This is a genomic window from Natrialba swarupiae (genome assembly GCF_008245225.1).
GTDB lineage: Archaea > Halobacteriota > Halobacteria > Halobacteriales > Natrialbaceae > Natrarchaeobius > Natrarchaeobius swarupiae.
Genome location: NZ_VTAW01000019.1, coordinates 1 through 20780 on the forward strand (window position 1 = coordinate 1; position 20780 = coordinate 20780).

Below are 20780 nucleotides of genomic sequence, written 5' to 3' on the forward strand. Positions count from 1 at the left end.
TGGGGAGAGTCTTCCGGACGCAGCAGTTCAGTTTCCTCGGAAACGAAAGAAAACGATGACGGAGAGACGTCCATGATGTACGGCTCGTCAAGTCCTCGGAGTTTCTGTCGGAAACTCCGAGACTTGCCGTAGTTCTGATCAGCAACGACACAACCGTGCTCGATATCGGCCGAGACGACGTGTTCAACGAGCCCAGCTGCAATCTCGAGTTTTGTCCGATGTTCGATATCGTCGGGAATGTTCGCGTCTTCTCGGCGCTGAGCGAAGAGTTCTCGGTGCTGTTGATCGTCGTATTCTGCGTCATCTGCTCCAGCCCACTTTTTCGGGAGGTACAGACGCATTCCCAGTGGCCACGTGAGTTGATCAGCGTTCTGCCGCTCGCCAGGTCTGGCGAGCGTGCAGTTAACAGTAACTTGGCAGTTGTCGACTTTTCCAGTCGCCCCACACCACTGTCGAGCAACACCAACGCTGTCTTCACCGGATTTCGGAATACCCATACCGTCAATGACCACTGCGGCTTGGCGGCCCTGGGTCGCTTCGGGAACGCGTTCCCGAAGCTTCTTTTCGACGTTCTCGTGCTCCCAAGGGCTTTCACGGACAAATCGTTCGAGACGTTCTTGATCTACCTGCATTTTGTCAGCGATATCGGTGGCTATCGGACTTCCGGGGCCTGTTGCGCCCCGGAAGTACCGAGCTGCGTTCTGCCACGTTCGGTCGTATTTTGGCCATGATGATCCGTCTAACCGAGTCGTGAATGCTGAACAGTAATTGCTGAGAAACTGTAGCCCTTCCGCCTGAGCACGTTTCGTCTCTTTCATTCTGTCAATAGACGTGTTCTACGCCGAAAAACAGCTGCTGGAACTAAACCCCGGAAGTACTGCTAGGGGTTCAACAGGGCGGTCACCGGTGGGCCGGCACTGACGTACCCCAGTCCCGGCGAACTGGCGCAGGCGACGCGGGTGTGAACTATTTGGACGCGGTCCGTGTGGATACTGTCGGAACGATGTACGAGACGATACTTGTCCCGACCGACGGAAGCGATTCGGCGAACAGGGCTGTCGAACACGCGTTCGAACTCGCAAACCGATACGACGCGTCCGTCCACGCGATGTACTGCGTCGAAACCCACCGCTACGGGGAACCCGCCCTGAGCAGCACTGAACTCGTTTTGGATCGACTCGAGGATTCGGGCGCCGAAATGCTTCAGGAGATACACGAGCGCGCCGACGAGCGCGGGATCCAGTGTACGTGGGACGTGTGTCACGGCCGTCCCTGGGAGCAAGCTCGTGAGAAGGCGGCCGAGTACAACGCCGACCTGATCGTGATCGGCTTCCAAGGTCAAAGTCACTCCCGCCCGGGCAAAATCGGAAGTGTGGCCGAGCGGATCCTTCGAACGGCGGCCCAACCGGTTCTGACCGTCTGATACGGATCGTTGTCTCGGTTTTCGGTGTGACTGCGTTCTCCCCGCAGTACGGTCACGCCGGACTGACGGCCGGCCACGCCGGTGGTGACGGACAGCGACTTCAACGACGTGAACTTTCGAATGTTCTCCAGAAGGACGCGACGATAGTCCCTAGAGTCGATCTACGGTGACCTGTCCGAAGATCACCGCCCATGACGAGCTACGGGGCCTCGCCCGAGTAGAAGTCGGCGTGTGGTTCGATTGCGTCGATCGCGACCGGATGAGGCTGGCGAACGACGTAGACGTCGTACGATCTATCGCCTGCGACGTGGACGCCGACGCTGGTCAGCGGCGTTACGACACGACCCACGTTTTCGCTCCCGAGAAAGACGACGCTCGGATCGTGGTCTCGCACCAGCCGCTCGATTCGTTCGGCGATCTGGGCTTCCGGGGGAAATTCGCGGATTCGCTCGCAATCGAACGTGGCCGTCGGGGCGAGGCTGTTTACCCGGGTCCGAAGCGTCTCGATAACCTCCTCGACGTCGTACGGTTCTCCCTCCTCGATCCACCCCTTCTCACGCGCGTAGCGCTTTCGCTCCGGGACGACCGTGACGGCCGTCACGTCTTCCTCGAGCGCAGTAGCGAACTCAACAGCTCTCACGAGGGATGTGTCGGCGAGTTTCGACCCGTCGAACGGAACGACGAACGTCATGCGTATTCGTTCCATCCGCCGGTCAATAACGTCGAGGGGTGAACTGCCGATAGGGAGTATCGTCGCCAGCCGAGGGATCGGCTCCGGCTATCGTGGCCGTCTCTCGTTCGGCGCAGGGACGCGATGACCGCCGCCGGCACACCTCTGGTTCGGTTTCCTGCCCATCAGTGCTGGTGTACCCGCGATCCGTCTGCGGTTTCAACGGTACAACGGTACGGCAATCCGTCTCACTCCTCGTCGCGAACGGGGGTATCGCCCGTTGGCTCTCGGTCCGGACTACTCGAGGAACACGGACAGCGCGATGACGAACACCACGGCGTGCCAGACGATCACCGTCGCCGCGACCCTCGGGTCCGATGTCGGAAGCGGCGGGTTTTCGAACATCGCGTGATAGACGAACCCGCTCGCGGCGAGCGCTCCGAGCAAGATTCCCGTGTTGAGCGTCACCGCGGTGAACGTACCGAGGAGTATCCCGCCGACGAGGCTCACCGCGATTCCGGCGAGGATCTTGTCGTAGTAGCTGACCATACCACTCACCTCTAGAGGAGGGTTTCGATCACCGGAACTCTTTCGACAGTTCCTGGTGATCAGGAACGTCGAGGCGGGATGACGGCGACCTCGTCCAGAGCCACCCGTCTCGCTCGTCACACCGCTGATACCCTTATGTCGTTCGTCGACGTACGCCCGGTCATGAGCGATCGACTCCTCGTTCCCTACGACGGATCGGAGCCATCGAAACAGGCCCTCGAGTACGCACTCGAGACGTTTCCGGATTCCGACGTGACCGCACAGTACGTCATCCCGGCACCCGAAGGCTACTGGGCGGTGTTCGAGGCGTCGGAGGATCGGGTCCCCGGAGGGGACGAAGCGAAAGAGCGGGGACGATCACTGCTCGACGACGCGGCGGTGCTGGCGGCCGACCACGGCCACGAGATCCGGACCGAACTCACGTCCGGGACCGCGGATCGCGAAATCGTCCGAGTCGCCGAGACCGAGGATTTCGACGCGATCGTCATCGGCAGCCACGGACGGGACGGGGTCTCGCGTGCCCTCCTCGGAAGCGTCGCGGAGAAGGTCGTCCGCCGATCCGGAGTTCCTGTCCTCGTCGTTCGGTGAGATTCGCCGCCGGACTCGAGGATGTCGATTCGAGGGTGTTCTCGAGGGGAGCGACCATCTCCTCGAGAGGTCCGAACTGTTAACCGCCATCCATTCGTACGGTGACGTACGAGTATCAGATGGTTCCGACCGAGCATGCAGGCGAACCCGTGCGTTCGATCCTCGTCGCGACGGACGGAAGCGACGCCGCCGACGCCGCCCTCGAGCGAGCGCTCGGCCTCGGGGCCGACATCGATGCGACCGTTTACGTCCTCGCAGTCGTCGACACGACGGACGATCCCCTGCGATTCGACTCCGGCCTCGTCGCCGACCTGGAAGATGCGAAGAACGAACTCGTCGAAGACGTCCTCGAGGCGGTCGACCGAAGGCAGGCGGACGTCGTCGGTGCCGTTCGCCGCGGGCGCCCCGCGTCGACGATCGTCGACTACGCGTCTGAGATCGGCGCCGATCTGATCGTCGTCGGGCGAACCGGGCAGTCGAGGACCGCGACGGCGTTGCTCGGGAGCACGGCGGACCGCGTCGTCCGAACTGCGTCGATACCTGTCATCGTCGTCCCCGACCCGTCGACAGACACAAACTGATACGGATCGTTGTCGGTCGGTACCGCCGAACTCGCGATCCGTCTGCGGGTTCGCCGGTATATCGGTACAGCAGACCGTATGAGTGACTGACTTTCAAATGCACTGTGCGTTCTGTGCAACGTATATGTGGTAACTCCGCATATCACTCATTCATACGACTGTCGTCGACGTGGCCCTCGCCCGCCGGTGGACTCGAGACGGCGTTCGGTTGGCTCGCTCTCGAGACTCCCTCCAAATTCGGAGGAGGGTACCGTGTGTGATGAATGTTAACGCAGACAGAATAGTTAAGTGGTGCAACGTCTTATTCGGGAACATGGCCGCTCACGGCCGGTCCGCACTGCGGGACCTGTTCGACGAGTCGCCCACACCCCACATCGCCCATCCGCCGCGGACCCATCATCGAGACTTCTACGTCGCGACCGACGGGTCGTTCCGGAAATCCGGTGGTGGACTGGGTGCCGTAATCGAGACTCGGGACGGAACCCGCGTCGCACGGATCGCAACGGCGGATACTCCCCCCGACAACAACGTCGCCGAGTACCGGGCGTTACACCTTGGTCTCGACGTTCTCGCCGCACGAGCGCCTCGAGACGCGACCGTCGGTGTCCTCGTCGACCACGACACCCTCGCCAGCAACGTCAACAGCACCATGTTGGCGGCGAACCATCCAGACGGGAAGCCACCGCGCCCGCTCTCGGTCCCGTCCGCGACCGGCTATCACTGGCGGGGCATTCAGGCACGACTCAACGGGTTCGGCGCAGTTCGTGCTGCACAAATCGACAGCGATCAAAACCCCGCTCACCCGCTCGCGAACGCTCCACACCAGTACGAACACGTCAACAACGAACCCGATCGCTGCATCCTCCCGGAACCGCCGAAATCCACCGTACACGAGTTTCCGCCGCCGTCCCGTGCCGACCGAAACGGCACCGGCGGACGCGCGTCGGATTGACGCGGAACCGTCACCGTTTTCTCGCCCGTAGAGAGAGTCGTCTTCGATGAGCCTTCGCGTCGCGGTCGCTACACCGTTTCGCCAGAACGGCACGTCACGCCTCAAGGAGAGTGAGTTCGTCGTCTCGCTCTCGCTCGATCGGGGCTGGTTCTCGCCCGATCAGGCCAAGCGACTGATCGACGTCGCGACCCGTGAGGGGCTACTCGAGCACGCGGACGACGAACTCGTCGCCACGTTCGATCCGTCCGAGGTCACCGTCCCGGAGGAGTTCGTCCCCGACGAGGATCTGCTCCGCGAGCGCTCGGCGTTCGAACGCGTCCTCGACGCGCTGGTCGCGGAAGGGATGGAAAAACACGAGGCCGTCGGTGCGATCAACTCCTTACAGGGCGAACTGGGCGTGACGATCGAAGCGGCGGCCGTGATCTACGCGCGTCGAGAGGGGATCGACGTCGCCGAACTAGTCCCGATCGCGAAGTCCGCGCTGACGGCAGACGAAGCTGGTTAGTCCCTGGCCGACCGAGACGACCGACATGGTCGAGGAACGGATCACCGACGGCAAACGAATCGCCCAGCTCCTCGCGTCGGAACTCGAGGGCCGCGAGGACGGCGGACTCGAGCGCATCGCCGTCACTGACGCCGACAGAGACGTCGAGCCGACGGCCGACGGGGCACGCGCCTACGACGTCTCGGTGCTGTCCCGCGACGAGGCAACGACGCCCGAGGATGACGTCGACGTGGGTGACGACGCCAGTGGTGACGATGGCGACGGCGAAAGCGACGAAACCGTGCGGATCGCACGCGTCTTCGTTCACGAAAACCGGGCGCGCCTCGAGTTCGCGGTCGGCCAGGACATCGCCGCGCAGACGGCCGAAGAAGGCGACCTACGAGTGCGGCCGAAGGCGACCGAGCCGCCGCGGACGCTCGTCTTCGTCGAAAGCGGTGCCGCGGTCAAACGCGCGACGAACGTGGTACAGTCGGTCGTCGCGCGGGTCCAGTCGACTGAGTAGCGGGCCGCGGTACGACGACCGAATCGGTGTGTTAGGTCCACTCGAGGTCCTCGAGTACGTTCGGGAGGGAGTTGGCGATGACGGACTGCTCGACGTGGGCGACAGCCCGCGGATCGGGATCGGGACCGTCCGCGAGGAGGACCTGAATCGCCCGCATTCCGGCACCCGTCGCACCGGCGACGTCGGCGTCGACCTCGTCGCCGACGTACACCGCCTCGGCCGGCTCGACGCCGAGTTCGTCGGTGATCGCCTCGAACGCACGCCGGTCGGGTTTGCCGGCCTCGAGTTCCCCCGTGACGAGTGCGGCGTCGAACACCCGCTCCCAGCCGAGCGTCGCGAGTTTGTCCCGCTGGGCCCGGACGGGGCCGTTGGTGAGCAGCCCGACCCGGTAGTTCGTGCGCAACTCCTCGAGCATCCGTTCGACGCCCGGAAGCGGTTCGATCGCTTCCGCGATCGTCTGTCGGTAGGCGGCGGCGAGTTCGGCCGGATCTGCCTCACTCTCGTGGCGCTCGAGCAGGTCCGCGAAGATCGGCTCGCGACTCTCCTGGGTGAGGTTGTTCCGGTGTGCGTCGAGATACTCGCTTCTGGTCAACGCCGGCGCGTTCGCCGCCTCGACGGCCTCCTCGAGAATCGTCTCTCTGTCCCGACGGGGCACCGCGAGCGTGTAGTCGAGGTCGAAGACGACCGCCCGTGTCATGAGAGAGGAAGAGGACTCGAGGGGGTTGAAGCTATCCCTTTTTCGCAGCGCTCGCGGCCGTCCGTTGTCCCCAGCGTCGCAGAATGCACTCGAGCGTTCCGCAGCGTTCGGCCGAAACGACCGTTCGAACCCGGCCGTCTTTCGGTAGGACACTCGAGACGACGACTCGCTCGAGAAGGCCGATTCCGCTGGGAGCGTGCGCAGAGGGCATCGTGAATTGTCAGTTAATCTGACATGAGAGCGACGTGGGGTTTCGACACCGTTAATTCGCGGCGCTCGTTTCGTTCGAACGGAATGGTCACCGAGGTAGCACTCACTGCCGATTTCGCTATTATTATTCTGAGTGCGACGCTCGCCGGATTCGTCGCCAAACGGACGGGTCAGCCGACGATCATCGCGTATATCCTCGCCGGTGTCGTGATCGGTCCGGCGGTCCTCGGTATCGTCGAAGTCAGCGAACTGACCGAACTGCTCTCGGAACTCGGGCTCGCGCTCTTGTTGTTCCTGCTCGGTATCAAGATGCGACTCGACGAGATCAAACACATCCTCTCGCCGATCGTCAAGATCTCGATCCCACAGATGGCGGCGGTCTTCGCTGCCGGGATGGGAGTTGCGTTGGCGTTACCGCCGTTTGGCCTCCTCGAGTCGTTTATCATCGGTCTGGCGGTGATGTACAGTTCTACGGCCGTCGTCATCAAGATGTTAAACGACAAGGACGAAGCCACGTCCTTGCACGGCAAGATCGACGTTGGCGTCCTGCTCGTCCAGGACGTCGTCGTCGTCATCATCCTGGCCGTGCTCGCGGCCGGTCGACCGGACGATCTCGCTGAAGTCGCGACGACGCTCGGAGTCGTCCTCGTCCTCGTCGCGCTCATCACCGTCGCGGCCGTCGCCGCGTCCCAGTCGGTGCTGCCGGTCGTCTTCCGACGCATCGCGGACAACAAGGAGGTGTTCTTCCTCGTCGCCCTCTCGTGGGCGTTCCTCTTCGTCTTCGTCTCGGACAATATCAACCTCTTTCTCGCACCGCTCGGCATCGAGGCCTACCTCTCGATCGAGATGGGCGCGTTCATGGCCGGCCTGGCGATCGCACAACTTCCCTACAGCAAGGAGTTACAGGATCGGGTCAACCCGCTGACCGACCTGTTCGTGATGGTCTTTTTCGTCTCGGTCGCGCTCGACCTCCAGGCCGCGCAGTTGCTCGCCCACTGGCAGGAGGCGATCGTCGCCGCGCTCGTGTTGATGCCGGTGAAGTTCCTCGTATTCTTCTACCTGCTCGACTGGCAGGGGTTCGACCACGAGACGACGTTCCTCGGCTCGATCAACATGATTCAGGTCAGCGAGTTCGGGATCATCGTCGCCGCAGTCGCCTTCGAGGGCGGGTTCATCCCGGCCGAGGTGCTCGGCTTCATGACCCTCCTTGCGATCTTCACGATGGCCGTCTCGGTCTACTTCGTCGAGTTCAATCACGCGCTGTTCGAACGGTTCGAGCCGACGATCAACCGGTGGACCGGCGCCGGCGCGTTCGAGGGCGGCAAACGGGAGTACCGGGACCACGTCGTCGTCGTCGGCTACGACGAGGTGACGAAAAACGCGCTCCCGCTGCTCGCCGACCGATACGAGGACGTCGTCGTCATCGACCGGACGGTCAGTCACGTCGACACGCTCGAGGAAGGGGGGTACGACGTGATCTTCGGCGACGCCAGAAACGCCACGATCCGGAAGGATGCAGCCGTCAAAAGGGCCGATTTCGTCCTCTCGTCGTCGGTCGATCCGGCGGTGAACGAGGCGTTGCTCAGGGACGTCGACGACGCGACGGTCTTCGTCGAGGCGAAGCGGATCGAACACGCGCGCACGCTCTACGACAGCGGTGCACACTGCGTCATCATGACCCCGTATCTCGCAGCCGACAGACTCGCGGAGTATCTCCGGGCGTACCTCGAGGACGAGGACGCTCTGGTGGAAGCGATCGACACCGACGTGGAACTGCTGGAGACGTCGAATCCGTCCCCGGTACCCCGCGATCGGCTCGGAGGTGGTCTCGATGAGTGAACTGCTCACGGCGGTTTCGGTACTGTTCATCGTGACCGGCCCCTTCCTGCTCGTCGCCAACCGACTCGATCTCCCGACGGTACCGGCGCTAGTCCTCGCGGGGCTCGTCGCCGGATGGGTTCTCGAACCTGATCCGCTGCTCGAGCTCGCGTACTACGGAATCGCCTTGCTCGTGTTCACGTTCGGAGCACGGATCGACTTCGCGGCGATCCGGTCCGTGATCGTCGACGGCGAACTGGCGGCGCTCGGCCAGATTATCGTCGTCGGCTCGCTCGGCGTCGGGTTCGGCCTCGCTCTCGGCGTATCGCTAACCGATGCGGTCTACCTCGGTATCGCGGTTGCGTTCTCGTCGACGATCGTCGGCACAGCGCTGTTACACCGGGAGATTATGCTGGATCTCGTCCGCGGTCGACTATCCCAGTCGCTGCACTTCGTCCAAGACCTGATCGCCATCGTCGTCATACTCCTCTTGGGTGCCGGCACGCTCGAGGCGGGGTACGTCGGCCCGGCGCTGGCTGGCGGGGCGGCGTTGTTTCTTGGGGCCCTCCTCGTCAACAGGTACCTGTTCGACGTCATCGGCCGATTCGCCGGGGATTCGGACGAACTCATGATTCTGGGCGTCGTCGCGTTGCTCGCGCTGTTCGTCGGCGCGGCCGAGTTCGCCGGTATCTCGATCGTCGTCGGGGCGTTCGCGGCCGGACTCGCCGTTCGTCACGATCCAGTCGAGTACCTCGGGTTGTTCAACGGTATCCAGTCGATCAGGGACTTCTTCGTCGCCATCTTCTTCGTCACGATCGGTGCGCTCGTCGTCGTCCCGTTCGTCGAACTTGGGTGGACCGAGTCCGTCGAGACGCTAGCGCTCGTCGCCGGACTGGTCGTCCTGACCGCGGTCGTAAAGCCAGCCGTCACGACGGCGATCCTGATCGCTCGCGGCTACGAGGCCCGGTCGGCGACGCTCGCCAGCCTCAACACCGATCAGGTCAGCGAGTTCGCACTGATCATCGTGATCCAGGCGCTCACACTCGAGGCGTTGAGTCCGGCGATTTTCGATGCGATCATCCTCGCCGCCGCGGTGACCATGGTCACCTCGAGCCTGACTCACCGGTACAACGAGGAGATCTATCGCACGCTCTCCGACAGTGGTGTGATCGATGGGAAACACGATCGGATCGACGAGTGGAGCGACGTCCCCGAGGAGATCGCCGACCACGTCGTTATCGTCGGCTACGGGAGACAGGGAACGAAACTCGTCGAAACCTGCGAAGAACTCGATCAGCCGTACGTCGTCATCGAGAACGATCCCGCCCGCAGGGACGCCGTCACGAGCGAGTGCGAGGCCGCCGTCGTCGGTGACGCGATGGAGACCTACACCTGGGAGAAGGCGAACGTCGCGGACGCGACACTCGTCCTCTCGACGGTCGACTCCCGGGCTGTCTCGCGTCGTATTCTCTCGCTCGATTTCTCGGCCGACGTGACGCTGCGAGCGGGGGATCAGGAAACCGCCCTCGAACTGCTCGACGAGGGCGCGCTGTACGTCAGTCATCCCGACCTGCTCGCGGGACAGCAACTGGTTCAGCAGATCGAAGAGCTGCTCGACGGTGATCTGAGCCGCGACGAGCTGCGGGAGCTTCAGCAGGCCGAGATCGAGCGACGGGCCGATTACGCACCGCTTCACTTCGGCTGAGACGAGCCGGTGTACCAATTTGCCAGTGCAATCGACCGCCTCCTCGAGCCGGACCGGCACCTCTTTGCCGTCGCCGCGGGTATCGGTCGACGTGTTCGAAGCCAGGCGGGTGCTTCAGGTCGGGCGGAATCTGCTTATTTACGCTGTCGGAGTCGGGCTGCTCGTGATCGGTGCACTGGGACTGGCCGACGCGATCGCGGTCTCGACAGCGGTCAGTATTCCGCTTTTCGTCGTCGGGTTGGTGCTCGTGTTGATCGTCCACGAGTACTTCGGCGGTCCAGTGTAGCTGTTCGACTCGACGAGAAGAGTCGTCGACAGGGTGGCTATACCGCGGTAGACGTCGACGGCCCAACGGCTGTCGGCGTCGGTGCGTAGCTCAGATCCGCTCGTCGCGGCTCGCGAACCCGTAGCGCTCGAGCGCGTCGAAGTAGTCGAACTGTTCTCGTTCGAGCGTCTTCGCGTCCGTCTCGCCAGCGGCGAGTTCTTCGACGGTCGAGACGAGCTGTTCACCCGCGAGAACGTTCGGGACGGCGACGTGGGTCGCACCTGCCTCGAGCAACTCGCCGGCTTCGTCGGCCGATTCGGCCCGGAGCAAGACGTCGGCGTCGGTCTCGAGGTCGAGAACCGTCTCGGAGAGCGGACGGTGGTCGACGGTCGAGCAGACGAGCGTCGCGTCCGCGAGCTGGGCTTTCTCCCACGGGTAGACGGCAAGCGCGTCGCCGAGGACGTAGTTTCGACACTCGGCGTTGAGCTCGTCCCACAGCACGGGATCGTTCTCGATGACGACATAGGGCTGGCCGAGTTCCTCGAGCGTCTCGACGATTCGGCGACCGATCCGGCCGTAACCGACGACCACGACGTGGTCGGCGAGATCGGAGACGTTACTCCGGTCGTCGACCTTTCGCGTTCGCCGCCGACGGAATATCCTGGCGACGACGTATTCGTACACCGTATCCTCGACCCGGCGGCCGAGAAAGGTCAACACCATCGTCGCGGCCGCCGCGAGGATAATCGCATCGAACACCGCGTCGGCGATCGTTCCCATCAGCAACGCCTGGATGGCGATGATGAGCGCGAACTCGCTGACCTGATTCAAACTCGAGCCGGCGAGAAACGCCGTCCGAGCGTCGTACCCTTCGTAGACGAACGAGAGGACGTGAACGATCGGATTCATCACGAGGACGAGGACCGCGAGCGTACTCGCCATCACGAGAACCTCGATCGAGGGGATCGCGACTAGCGCCCCGACGGTCACGAAGAAGATAGCGACGAAGAAGTCCGTGATCGCGTCGATACCGTTTCGAACCTCGAGCGACTGTGTGCCGTCGCTTCGGATGGCGACGCCGGCCGCGAACGCCCCCACGACGATCGAGAGGCCGACGAACTCCGCGCCAGCGATGAACGCGATGAGAATCGAGATGCTTCCGACCAGCACGAGTTCACCGTCGCCCTCCGAGAGTCGGACGAGTATCGGGAACCCGTGGCGGTAGATCAGCAGGCCCGCGACCACGAACAGGACACCGTAGCCGATCTGTGCAGCGATTGCGTCGGCCGTGACGACTTCGGTGCTGAGGATCAACAGGAGGCCGATCGCAACCAGGTCGTCGAAGAAATGAATCGACGAGGCCAGTCGCCCGTGAACGAGGTTGTCCCGAATTTCCGAGCCGAGGACGACGCCGCCGACCAGCGACGAACTCAAGACGACGGCCGTGGTGAAGTAGACCGCATTTCGGAGGGGATCGGACACGCCGAGGGAGACGGCAAACAGATAGCCGATCCCGAGCGCGATCGGAGCGACGACGATCAGCTGTGTCACCGCCGCGATCTCTGCGTCGCGCAACACCGACTCGAGGTCCCCGAAGTCGATCCGGATCGCGAAGACGAAGACGAGAAACGCGATCCCCCACTGGGCGAGGACGATGATCTCCGCCTGGGTCACCGATTCGAACGTGCCGGCGATCAACCCGGCGATGATGTAAAACGGAATCGGAGAGAGTCCGAAGTGATTCGCAACCAGCGACAGGAGTCCGGCGGTGACGAAGACGACCGCGAGCGTGATTACGAGCTGTTCAGTCATGAGTCTCCCCTCCAGGTGTCTCGTCGCTACCGACGTCGGTGGCGACGTCCGATCCGTCCCCCGCCTCCGCGTCGTCGGCTCCGCCGTGGTCATCGGACCCGAGCGTCGCACGACGTCGACGTGCTTCGATCCCGTTTGCGTCGCGATCGACCGCCTCGTCGAACGCCTCCCGATCGGTGACGTACAGTTCGACGTACTCGCTTATCTTCTCGGCTGCGAGATGGGTGCTCATGATGACGTACGTCGCACCGCGGTCGTAGAGGGCACGCGCGTCGGTTATCCGCTCCGCCTCGACGAACACCGTCGCGTCCTCGGCGACCTCCTCGAGCAACGCCTCGTTGACCTCCCGCTCGACGCTCGAGCTCAACACGAACGCGGCCCCTTTCAGGTTCGCTTCCTTGCGGACTTCTGTGTGGCGGAAGTCGCCGAAGACGTACTCGTATCGCCCCTCTCGCTCGAGTTTCTCGACGTGATCGGTCTGTCGATCGATGACGACCACCTCGCCGTACTTTCGCTCGAGCATCGGGAGCGCCGACTCGGTGATCTCGTCGTAGCCGATGGCGATCGCGTGGTCCTCGTACGTGCCGATCTCGGCGTCCGTCGTGTCGTCGGACTCGAACCGACGGAACCACGGCTCGAGGCGTTCGTAGATCGCGTGGTTGTAGGCGATGATATAGGTCGAGACGCCCATCGTCAACAGCGCCATCAGGCTCAGGTAGCCGAGCACGTCGGGCCCGATCAGCTCCTGGTCGATCGCGAGCGCGCCGACGATCAGCGAGAACTCGCTGACCTGGACCATGTTGATCGAGCCGAGAAACGAGGTTTCGACGTCGAACCCTTCCCGGTCGATGAGATAGAACATGATCCAGAAGTTGCCGACCATCAGGACGATCGAGGCGACGATCGCCTGCCACCAGTAGGCCAGCAGGCTCGAGAGGCCGTCGATCTGGAGGCCGATGGTGGCGAAGAAGACGAGGATGAAGAAGTCGGTGATCGGCGTGATCCGGTCCTCGAGTTCCTTGCTGTAGGGGAGCTGGGCGAGGCTGATGCCGGCGAGGAACGCGCCGACTTTCGGATCGAGGTTTGCGCCTTCCGCGACCGCGACGAACAGGAACGCCCAGGCGATGGCGACGATGAGGAACACGTCCTTGTTGTCCGCGATGCGCCGGAACAGTCCGGGCAAGATGTATCGCGAGGAGAACAGCGAGAAGATGCCGATAAAGGACATCATGACGAGGATGACGCCGAGCGTCGACGCGATGTCGGCTGCGCCGCCGAGTTCGTCGGCGGTAAACAGCGCGAGGACGATCACGAGGTAGATGTCCTGGACGATGAGGACGCCGACGTCGATCTTGCCAGGGAGGCTGGTGATCTCGTCTTTGTCGGTGAGGATCTTGACGATGATCGGCGTCGCGCCGAAGACGGTCGCGAGTGCGATGACGAGGATCTCCTGGGTTTCGAATCCGAGCGCTACCGCAACCAGAAACGCGAGCGCCGTCTGCAGGACCGTCTGGCCGAACGCGACGTTCGTGACGGATGGGAGGATCTCGCGGATGTCCTCGAAACGCATCTTCAGGCCGAGCAGGAACAACAGGAACGCGAAGCCGAGATCGGCCATCAGCTCGACTAACCCCTCGTCGGTGACGACGTCGAAGGCGACCGGGCCGAGGATGATTCCCGTCAGAATGTACGCGATGATCGTCGGCTGGCCCGTCTGACGGGCGATCAGCCCGATGATCGTCGCGACGACGACGATAATCGCGAAATCGGCGGCGAGAGCGATCTCACTCATCGAGAATCGAGGTACGCCGTTCTTTGGATATCTCGCCTTTATGCATTGTCTTCTCCTCCCACGGCTCCGAGTCCTGGCCCGAGCGTTGTACCCGCTTGTACGAACTGCTGTAAGTCAGTTCCGCGACGACCAGTGACGTCCTCGTAATCGACCCCGAAAATCGGTTACGGTAATCCGGCTCGTACGGATTGCTGTCCCTGTGTCCCGCCGCTCCCGGAGAACGGGTCCCGCACGCGGCGGTACTGACGGACAGTAAACCGTATCAGTCGGCGAGCCCCTCGATGAGAAACTCCGCAGACGCCAGGTTCGTCGCCAGCGCGGTGTCGTGGACGTCACAGATGCGCAACAGCGCCGAAATATCGGGCTCGTGTGGCTGGGCGCGAAGCGGATCGCGGAGGAAGACGATCCCGTCCAGCCGATTCTCGGCGACTTCCGCACCGATCATCAGGTCGCCCCCGAGCGGCCCCGACTCCTTGCGCTCGACCTCGAGGTCGGTCTCTTCCATCAGTCGCTTCCCGGTCGTCCCTGTCGCGATCAGTTCGTACTCGAGGAGTTGGTCCTCGTTCTCTCGGGCGAACTCGATGAGATCCGGCTTCTTCTCGTCGTGGGCGATGAGCGCGACGCGGGTCATACCGTCGGGTTGGCACGCTGGTGAAATAATGGTGGCCATCGTGGCACGAATCGCTCCGATCGCAGATCCCCGCGACGTCGACGGATCCTCGCCTTTTACCTGTCCGCTCTCCCGAGTCGGGAGTATGTCCGATCCGAACTGCAGCACACACCACGTCGGCATCACCGTCAACGACCTCGAGGAGACGCTCTCGTTCTACCGGGACGTCCTCGGCCTCTCGGTCGCCGACAGGTTCGCCGTCTCTGGCGAGGCGTTCTCGAGTGCGGTCGGCGTCGAGGACGCAAGCGCCGAGTTCGTCCACCTCGATGGTGAGGGCGTTCGGATCGAACTCGTCGAGTACGACCCACAGGCGCGAGCGTCGGCGTCCGCGGGGCTCAACCAGCCCGGTGCGAGCCACGTTGGACTCGAAGTCGACGACGTCGACGCGTTCTACGAGGGGCTTCCGGATGACGTGGCGACGATCAGCGAACCACAGACCACCGAGACCGGGAGCACCATCTTGTTCGTCCGCGATCCGGAGGGAAACCTCGTCGAGTTCCTCGAGTTCTGATAGGGATTCGGGTTCAGACAGTCGGATTTTCACCCGGACCGGACACAGTCGCTCGGGAAGCGGACGCTCGCATCGACTCATACGGTCTGCGATGACTGATTTCCGGTCGATCGCACGCCGGTCTGCGATCACCGGTAAACCGCGACACCAATCCGTATCAAGGACGCCCGGCAGCATATCGTCTGGATCGGAGGAAGTGTTCTGGACCCAGTGTGATTGTTGGTGGACATATCACTCAGATTTAAGAACGTCTCGTATCGGCAAGCTTCGGTAACGAAAGTCGATCTTTGGTTCGTCTATCGAACGCATTCGACGGAAGTACCAAATAGCGTTTACAACCCTGGCTCGTTCGTAGCGATATGGAAGACGACTCAACTTCCAGGTATGGCCGGCGTCGCGTACTCGGTGTAATCGGCACGGGAACGGTAGTCGGCGTTGCGGGCTGTCTGGGCGACCAGACGGGTGAAGACGACGCACCTGGTGACGGAGGCGAGTCGGACGACGGACCCGCGTCGGAATCCGACGGAGGCGAGACGGAAGGTACTGACGAGGACGCTGGAGACGAGAAAGACATCGAAGTGGCAGCCGCGTTCCCCGACGACAGGGAGTGCGCTGTCTGCAGCATGGTCGCTCGAGAACATCCGGACTGGAACGCCCAGCTAGTTCACGAGGACGGCCATCGAGAATTCTTCTGTTCTGCGGGGTGTATGGCCGCGTACTACGCCGCTCCGGAGGAGTTCGGCGGGCCGAACGAGGACGTGGCGAACGTCTGGGTTACCGGATATGAGACGGGGGAACTCCTCGACGCCTCCGAAGCGGTTTTCGTCCGTGTGACCGATCCGGACCACGTCGACGACATCATGATGCGGAACCCGACGCCGTTCGCCGACCGCAGCGACGCCGAGTCGTTCGTCGACGAGTACGACGAGTACGACGAGGACGACATCCTCGAGTTCGAGTCGTTCGACAGAGAACTCGCCGAGTACTACCGCGGGCGATTCTTCGAGGAATCGGACGACGAGGGTCACGATCACTGAGACGGGTCGGTCGAATATCTCCCATCTTTTCCCCTCGGTCGGATAGTAACTTTTTCGACCTCTGGGGCGACAGTCGCGAGTATGAACTTCTTCGACCGGCTTCACGACCGGATTCGGACGGTCGACAGCGTCGTCAGCGTCGGCCTCGATCCCGATCAGTCGCGGATTCCCGACCACCTGGCGGAGCACGATCTCCCGCGGTGGGCCTTCAACCGCCGGATCATCGACGCGACTCACGAACACGCCGCCGTCTTCAAACCCAACGCGGCCTTCTACGAGGACCCCGACGGCTGGCGAGCCTTAGAGGAGACGGTCGCCTACGCCCACGGCAAGGGCGTCCCCGTCTTGCTCGACGCCAAGCGGGCGGACATCGGCAACACGACCAGACAGTACGCGAAGATCCTCGAGACCGTCGACGCGATCACGGTCAATCCCTACATGGGCCGGGACTCCCTCCAGCCGTTCCTGTCGAACGAGGAGGCCGGTATCTTCGTCCTCTGTCGAACCTCCAACCCCGGCGGCGAGGACCTCCAGGACCTCGAACTCGAGAGCGGCGAACCCGTCTACGAACGTATTGCCGCGCTCGCGGACCTGTGGAACGAGAACGACAACGTCGGTCTCGTCGTCGGCGCGACCACGCCCGACGAACTCGAGGAGGTCCGCGAGATCGTTCCCGACATTCCCTTCCTCGTTCCCGGTATCGGGGCCCAGGGCGGCGACGCCGAGGCCGCCATCGAGTACGGGCTGGCCGACGGCGTCGGGCTGGTCAACTCCTCGCGGGGGATCATCTTCGCCGGCGAGAATCAGGGTGAACAGTTCGCCCAGGCCAGCGGTCAGGCGGCACGACGGCTCAAAGAGCGGTTGAACCAGTACCGCGAGTAGAGCGACCGCCGTCCGCTGGTTCCGGTGTACGACTCGTCGCCCCCGGCGTACTCACGGCTTGCCCCTGTTCGCACCGGTACCAACGATAGCAGTCTGCCTCAAAACCGGTGGATGTCCACGTCTTCCTGCCGACCGGGATCGGCCTGGGCGGCACAGTCGGCGCACAACCCCAGCCCTCGCTCGTAGTGTTGTTCACACGCCAACGTCCCGCAGTTGTCACACCGCTCCTGGGCCGGGCGAGACTCACAGATCTGACAGAGACCGCTGACGCTCATACGCCCGGTAGGCGCTCGAGCGCCTTGAAACCGGGCCCGGAACTCGTCTCGACCCGGCCAGCGGGCCCGAGCCCCCAGGTCGGAAGACGACACTGTTGGAGGGGTTCGAGGCTGTTAACCGTGACGTTTGTCAGCACGTGACGAGAAGGCTTTTGCCGTGTGGCTCTCTACCGGTGGGTATGAGCCGTGACCGGGCTCTCCTCGAGCGAGCCCTGGACCGTGGCGAACAGGACGGTGGCAGCGTCGAATTCAAAGAACGGTTGTCACGAGACGTCCACCTCGAGGGTGGGCGTCGGGAGAGTCTGGCCGCCCAGCTCAGACACCGCATTCTCTCGGGAGACGGCGAGGCCACCTACGTCGTGGGCGTCACCGACGACGGCGGGCTCGCCGGCGTCGATCCCGACACCTTCTCCGAGACGATGGACGTCCTCTCGTTGCTCGCCGAGGAGGCCGACGCACACATCGAGAACGTCCAGACGTGGGGCGTTGGCGACGGCCGAAACGAGGGGCTCGTCGGCGTCGCCACGATCCGCGAAGGCGGCGTTCTCGAGACGGACGACGAGCACGTCGTCGTCGGGACGGCTGGTCACGTCGACCACGGCAAGAGCACGCTCGTCGGCTCGCTCGTGACCGGCACGCCCGACGACGGCGACGGTGCGACCCGTTCGTACCTCGACGTCCAGCCCCACGAGGTCGAACGGGGGCTGTCGGCGGACCTCTCCTACGCCGTCTACGGATTCGACGAGGACGGCCCCGTCCGCGTTCGAAATCCGAACCGCAAAGCCGACCGCGCGGAGGTCGTCGAGAACGCCGATCGGCTGGTCTCGTTCGTCGACACGGTCGGTCACGAGCCGTGGCTTCGGACCACGATCCGCGGACTGGTCGGGCAGAAACTCGACTACGGGCTCCTCGTGGTCGCCGCCGACGACGGCCCGACCCGGACGACCCGGGAACACCTCGGCGTGTTGCTCGCGACCGATCTCCCGACGATCGTCGCGATCACGAAAACCGACGCGGTTAGCGAGGAACGCGTCGAGGAGGTCGAACGCGAGGTCGAGCGGCTCCTTCGCGAGGTCGAGAAGTCGCCGCTGCGGGTCGCCCGCCACGGCGTCGACGCCGCGATCGAGGAGGTCGGCGAGCGCGTCGTCCCGATCGTCGAGACGAGTGCGATCACGATGGACGGCCTCGAGACGCTGGACGAACTGTTCGATCGGCTCCCGAAGACGGGCCAGGACGCCGGCGAGTTCCGGATGTACGTCGACCGAAGCTACTCGGTGACCGGCGTCGGGGCGGTCGCCTCGGGGACGGTGATGTCCGGCGAGGTCGAGGCCGGCGACGAACTCCTGATCGGGCCGATGCCCGACGGGCGGTTCCAGGAAGTCGAGGTCCGCTCGATCGAGATGCACTACCACCGGGTCGACGAGGCCCAGGCGGGACGGATCGTCGGTATCGCGCTCAAGGGGATCAAAGAGAGCGCGATCGAACGCGGGATGGCGTTGCTCCCCCGCGATGCGGATCCCAAGCCAGTACGGGAGTTCGAGGCCGAGGTGATGGTGCTCAACCATCCCACCCGGATCGGCGACGGCTACGAACCCGTCGTCCACCTCGAGACGATCGGCGAGGCCGCCGCCTTCTATCCGGAGGACGGCCGTCTGCTGCCCGGTGACTCGGGCGAGGCCACCGTCCGCTTCAAGTTCCGACCGTATCTCGTCGAGGAGGGCCAGAAGTTCGTCTTCCGCGAGGGTCGAAGCAAGGGCGTCGGGACGGTCACGGACATCCACCCGATGGAGTGACGACGACTCGTCGACGTCGCCGAGAGTTCGTCTCCTCTACCCGTGGTCCGACTGCTGCCGTACGTTCACTTTCGATGATTGTGGCTGAGTCGACATCCCTTGGGACTGTGCTCCCCGACAGCTTCTACGGCCGACTCGAGTGGGCGGTCACGGAATCGCTGATCGTCTCCGGAATTCTCCCCTTCTGGGTGTCGTCGCCGCCGGCGTCTCGCTCAGCGTCGGTCTCCTCCTGTTCCCGCTGGATCTGCTGGGGATCTACACCCCCGGTTCGTCCCACCAGCAGATGGTCACGTGAGTCAGAACTGGGTGACGACGGGTATTCCGACGGTTCGATACTCGTCCATCGCTGACAGCGTCTCGGGAACGTCCTCGAGCGAGAGGCGTTCCCCGACGATCTCCTGTGCGACGTCGTGGACCGCCGTTGCGTCGATCGTCTCGGCTGCCTCGAGTTCCCGCGCCCGCTCGAGTGGCTCCGGGCGGACGTCGACGGCGATCGGTCGGGCACCGAGTGCCGCCGCGACGTGGACCGCCGACAGACCGACGCCGGCCTGGCTCCGGAGTCGCTACGTCTTCGGTCACGAGCGGTTCGCCGTGTTCCTCGATGACGGCAGCGCGCGTCGCTCGAGTTTTCCGGCGACGAGAACAAAAAGATACCCGGCCGAACGAAGAATCGTGTGTCGATCCGCCGAGACAGCCCGTCGAATCGGTGTCGGGCCGCTCGAGCGACGGGGCGAGGAGTCACCGCCACTGTCGCGGCTGTGCCTACCCCGAAAAGAGGTCTTTGATCCGGCCGATCACGCCGCCGGTGGAGTCGCTGGCCCCTTCGTCGTCTGCGGACCCCGCCGAAGTGTCGGCTCCGGCCTCACTGTCCTCGAGTTGGGCCGTATCTCCCTCGATCCGTGCCGCGTCGCCGTCGGTTGGGGCGGTATCGCCGGTCGACCGGGCGTACGATTTCGTCGATGGACTCGCCGTCTCGAGGTCGTCCAGCGAGAGGTCGACCTCGTCGATTTCGGGCGAGGGGTCGCGGCCTTCGCCGGCTTCCGCGGCCCGGACGTCCGCACCCGTGACGTCCCCGCGTGCGATCCGGGCCTCGAGTGCGTTGTGGTCCACGGTCCGATCCTCGCCGGCAGTTTCGCCGTCGCGGTCGGTACCGGATTCACCGCCAGCGTCGTTCGCGGGAACTGTTTCACCACGGCCGTCGCTCGAGGCGCGACGCTCGGGTTCGTCGATCGTCTCTGGAACGCGTTCCTCGTCGAACGCCACCACACCGGACCCTTCCGGCCCGGTACTCTCGTCGTCGTCCGTCTCGCTCGTCGTTTCGACCCGCGGGGAGTCGTCTTCGGGCTCGTTCGAACGCGAACCGTCCTCCGACTCGTTGTCCGGAGCGGACTCGTCCAGCGAGTCCAGGATGTCGTCGACGCTTCGCTCCGAGACGACTCGCTGTGGCCCGCCACCGGGCTCGAGCCCGCCACTCGAGGTTCCGGCTGACCCTTCGACGTCGTCCTCGTCGGAACGGTGCGATCTGTCGTCGGTCATGGTGGAT

Annotated in this window: 24 protein-coding genes and 1 pseudogene; 13 read left to right on the forward strand and 12 right to left on the reverse strand. The window is 63.7% G+C overall.

Going from position 1 to position 20780, the window contains the following annotated elements:
* The coding region (locus tag FYC77_RS13910) for an IS701 family transposase (protein WP_149082102.1) at nt 1–818 on the reverse strand (818 nt) is incomplete at its 3' end.
* Nucleotides 819–1003: 185 nt separating this feature from the next.
* Between FYC77_RS13910 and FYC77_RS13915 the strand changes: the two genes are divergently transcribed.
* A complete protein-coding gene (locus FYC77_RS13915) occupies nt 1004–1423 on the forward strand; it encodes a universal stress protein (protein WP_149082169.1) in 420 nt (139 codons plus the stop codon).
* Between the two features lie 199 nt (nt 1424–1622).
* Here the strand turns inward: FYC77_RS13915 and FYC77_RS13920 are convergent, their stop codons facing one another.
* Both FYC77_RS13920 and FYC77_RS13925 read right to left on the reverse strand, forming a co-directional pair.
* Nucleotides 1623–2114: a universal stress protein gene (locus FYC77_RS13920; protein WP_149082103.1), complete on the reverse strand. Its 492-nt coding sequence runs from the start codon at nt 2112–2114 to the stop codon at nt 1623–1625.
* A gap of 276 nt (nt 2115–2390) precedes the next feature.
* The gene (locus FYC77_RS13925; RefSeq protein ID WP_149082104.1) at nt 2391–2642 is read right to left on the reverse strand and encodes a hypothetical protein; all 252 of its coding nucleotides are present in this window, start codon (nt 2640–2642) and stop codon (nt 2391–2393) included.
* Nucleotides 2643–2804: 162 nt separating this feature from the next.
* Here FYC77_RS13925 and FYC77_RS13930 point away from each other — a divergent pair, with 162 nt between their 5' ends.
* The 5 genes from FYC77_RS13930 (at nt 2805) to FYC77_RS13950 (ending at nt 5770) form a co-directional block, all read left to right on the forward strand.
* The gene (locus FYC77_RS13930) at nt 2805–3230 is read left to right on the forward strand and encodes a universal stress protein (RefSeq protein ID WP_149082105.1); all 426 of its coding nucleotides are present in this window, start codon (nt 2805–2807) and stop codon (nt 3228–3230) included.
* Between the two features lie 119 nt (nt 3231–3349).
* Nucleotides 3350–3811: a universal stress protein gene (locus FYC77_RS13935; protein WP_149082106.1), complete on the forward strand. Its 462-nt coding sequence runs from the start codon at nt 3350–3352 to the stop codon at nt 3809–3811.
* 313 nt (nt 3812–4124) lie between these two features.
* Complete coding sequence (locus FYC77_RS13940) at nt 4125–4763, forward strand: ribonuclease H family protein (RefSeq protein WP_149082107.1); 639 nt, start codon at nt 4125–4127, stop codon at nt 4761–4763.
* Between the two features lie 46 nt (nt 4764–4809).
* Nucleotides 4810–5268: a DUF2240 family protein gene (locus FYC77_RS13945; protein ID WP_149082108.1), complete on the forward strand. Its 459-nt coding sequence runs from the start codon at nt 4810–4812 to the stop codon at nt 5266–5268.
* Between the two features lie 25 nt (nt 5269–5293).
* Nucleotides 5294–5770, forward strand: coding sequence for a hypothetical protein (locus FYC77_RS13950; protein WP_149082109.1), 477 nt, complete (start codon nt 5294–5296; stop codon nt 5768–5770).
* Between the two features lie 31 nt (nt 5771–5801).
* On the opposite strand, the gene FYC77_RS13955 is transcribed toward FYC77_RS13950, so the two are convergent.
* Together FYC77_RS13955 and FYC77_RS13960 are read right to left on the reverse strand one after the other, a co-directional pair.
* Nucleotides 5802–6467, reverse strand: coding sequence for an HAD family hydrolase (locus FYC77_RS13955; RefSeq protein ID WP_149082110.1), 666 nt, complete (start codon nt 6465–6467; stop codon nt 5802–5804).
* A gap of 31 nt (nt 6468–6498) precedes the next feature.
* Nucleotides 6499–6678: a hypothetical protein gene (locus FYC77_RS13960; RefSeq protein ID WP_149082111.1), complete on the reverse strand. Its 180-nt coding sequence runs from the start codon at nt 6676–6678 to the stop codon at nt 6499–6501.
* 83 nt (nt 6679–6761) lie between these two features.
* On the opposite strand from FYC77_RS13960, the gene FYC77_RS13965 reads away from it, so the two are divergent.
* The 3 genes from FYC77_RS13965 to FYC77_RS13975 all read left to right on the forward strand — a co-directional run bounded on the left by FYC77_RS13965 (nt 6762) and on the right by FYC77_RS13975 (nt 10486).
* Nucleotides 6762–8516: a cation:proton antiporter gene (locus FYC77_RS13965; RefSeq protein ID WP_149082112.1), complete on the forward strand. Its 1755-nt coding sequence runs from the start codon at nt 6762–6764 to the stop codon at nt 8514–8516.
* A complete protein-coding gene (locus FYC77_RS13970; RefSeq protein WP_149082113.1) occupies nt 8509–10200 on the forward strand; it encodes a cation:proton antiporter in 1692 nt (563 codons plus the stop codon). The genes FYC77_RS13965 and FYC77_RS13970 overlap by 8 nt, the downstream gene beginning before the upstream one ends.
* Nucleotides 10201–10291: 91 nt before the next feature.
* Nucleotides 10292–10486: a hypothetical protein gene (locus FYC77_RS13975; RefSeq protein ID WP_149082170.1), complete on the forward strand. Its 195-nt coding sequence runs from the start codon at nt 10292–10294 to the stop codon at nt 10484–10486.
* 90 nt (nt 10487–10576) lie between these two features.
* On the opposite strand, the gene FYC77_RS13980 is transcribed toward FYC77_RS13975, so the two are convergent.
* The 3 genes from FYC77_RS13980 to FYC77_RS13990 form a co-directional block, all read right to left on the reverse strand.
* Complete coding sequence (locus FYC77_RS13980) at nt 10577–12277, reverse strand: cation:proton antiporter (protein WP_149082114.1); 1701 nt, start codon at nt 12275–12277, stop codon at nt 10577–10579.
* Nucleotides 12270–14069 carry a cation:proton antiporter gene (locus FYC77_RS13985; protein WP_238386954.1) on the reverse strand — a complete coding sequence of 600 codons (1800 nt, stop codon included), beginning with the start codon at nt 14067–14069 and terminating at the stop codon, nt 12270–12272. Before FYC77_RS13985 ends, FYC77_RS13980 begins: the two co-directional genes overlap by 8 nt.
* Before the next feature lie 262 nt (nt 14070–14331).
* A complete protein-coding gene (locus FYC77_RS13990; protein WP_149082115.1) occupies nt 14332–14700 on the reverse strand; it encodes a methylglyoxal synthase in 369 nt (122 codons plus the stop codon).
* A 124-nt stretch (nt 14701–14824) separates the two neighbouring features.
* Here FYC77_RS13990 and FYC77_RS13995 point away from each other — a divergent pair, with 124 nt between their 5' ends.
* From FYC77_RS13995 to pyrF, 3 genes are all read left to right on the forward strand, one after another.
* Nucleotides 14825–15250 carry a VOC family protein gene (locus FYC77_RS13995; RefSeq protein WP_149082116.1) on the forward strand — a complete coding sequence of 142 codons (426 nt, stop codon included), beginning with the start codon at nt 14825–14827 and terminating at the stop codon, nt 15248–15250.
* A 359-nt stretch (nt 15251–15609) separates the two neighbouring features.
* A complete protein-coding gene (locus FYC77_RS14000) occupies nt 15610–16287 on the forward strand; it encodes a nitrous oxide reductase accessory protein NosL (protein WP_149082117.1) in 678 nt (225 codons plus the stop codon).
* 81 nt (nt 16288–16368) lie between these two features.
* Complete coding sequence (gene pyrF, locus FYC77_RS14005) at nt 16369–17169, forward strand: orotidine-5'-phosphate decarboxylase (protein ID WP_149082118.1); 801 nt, start codon at nt 16369–16371, stop codon at nt 17167–17169.
* A gap of 98 nt (nt 17170–17267) precedes the next feature.
* Here pyrF and FYC77_RS20510 read toward each other — a convergent pair whose 3' ends face one another.
* Nucleotides 17268–17444 (reverse strand): hypothetical protein, encoded by a 177-nt coding sequence (locus FYC77_RS20510; protein WP_202911842.1) that lies wholly within the window; start codon nt 17442–17444, stop codon nt 17268–17270.
* Nucleotides 17445–17623: 179 nt separating this feature from the next.
* Between FYC77_RS20510 and FYC77_RS14010 the strand changes: the two genes are divergently transcribed.
* Entirely contained in the window at nt 17624–19237 is a 1614-nt protein-coding gene (locus FYC77_RS14010; RefSeq protein WP_149082119.1) for a GTPBP1 family GTP-binding protein, read from the forward strand.
* Between the two features lie 124 nt (nt 19238–19361).
* Here the strand turns inward: FYC77_RS14010 and FYC77_RS20185 are convergent, their stop codons facing one another.
* The 3 genes and pseudogenes from FYC77_RS20185 to FYC77_RS14020 all read right to left on the reverse strand — a co-directional run bounded on the left by FYC77_RS20185 (nt 19362) and on the right by FYC77_RS14020 (nt 20773).
* Complete coding sequence (locus tag FYC77_RS20185) at nt 19362–19514, reverse strand: hypothetical protein (RefSeq protein WP_162354537.1); 153 nt, start codon at nt 19512–19514, stop codon at nt 19362–19364.
* Nucleotides 19515–19533: 19 nt separating this feature from the next.
* Nucleotides 19534–19782, reverse strand: a pseudogene (locus FYC77_RS14015) (zinc-binding dehydrogenase); the annotation flags it as partial.
* Nucleotides 19783–19999: 217 nt separating this feature from the next.
* On the reverse strand, nt 20000–20773 hold the full coding sequence (locus FYC77_RS14020; RefSeq protein WP_149082120.1) for a hypothetical protein: 774 nt from the start codon (nt 20771–20773) through the stop codon (nt 20000–20002).
* Nucleotides 20774–20780: the final 7 nt, after the last annotated feature.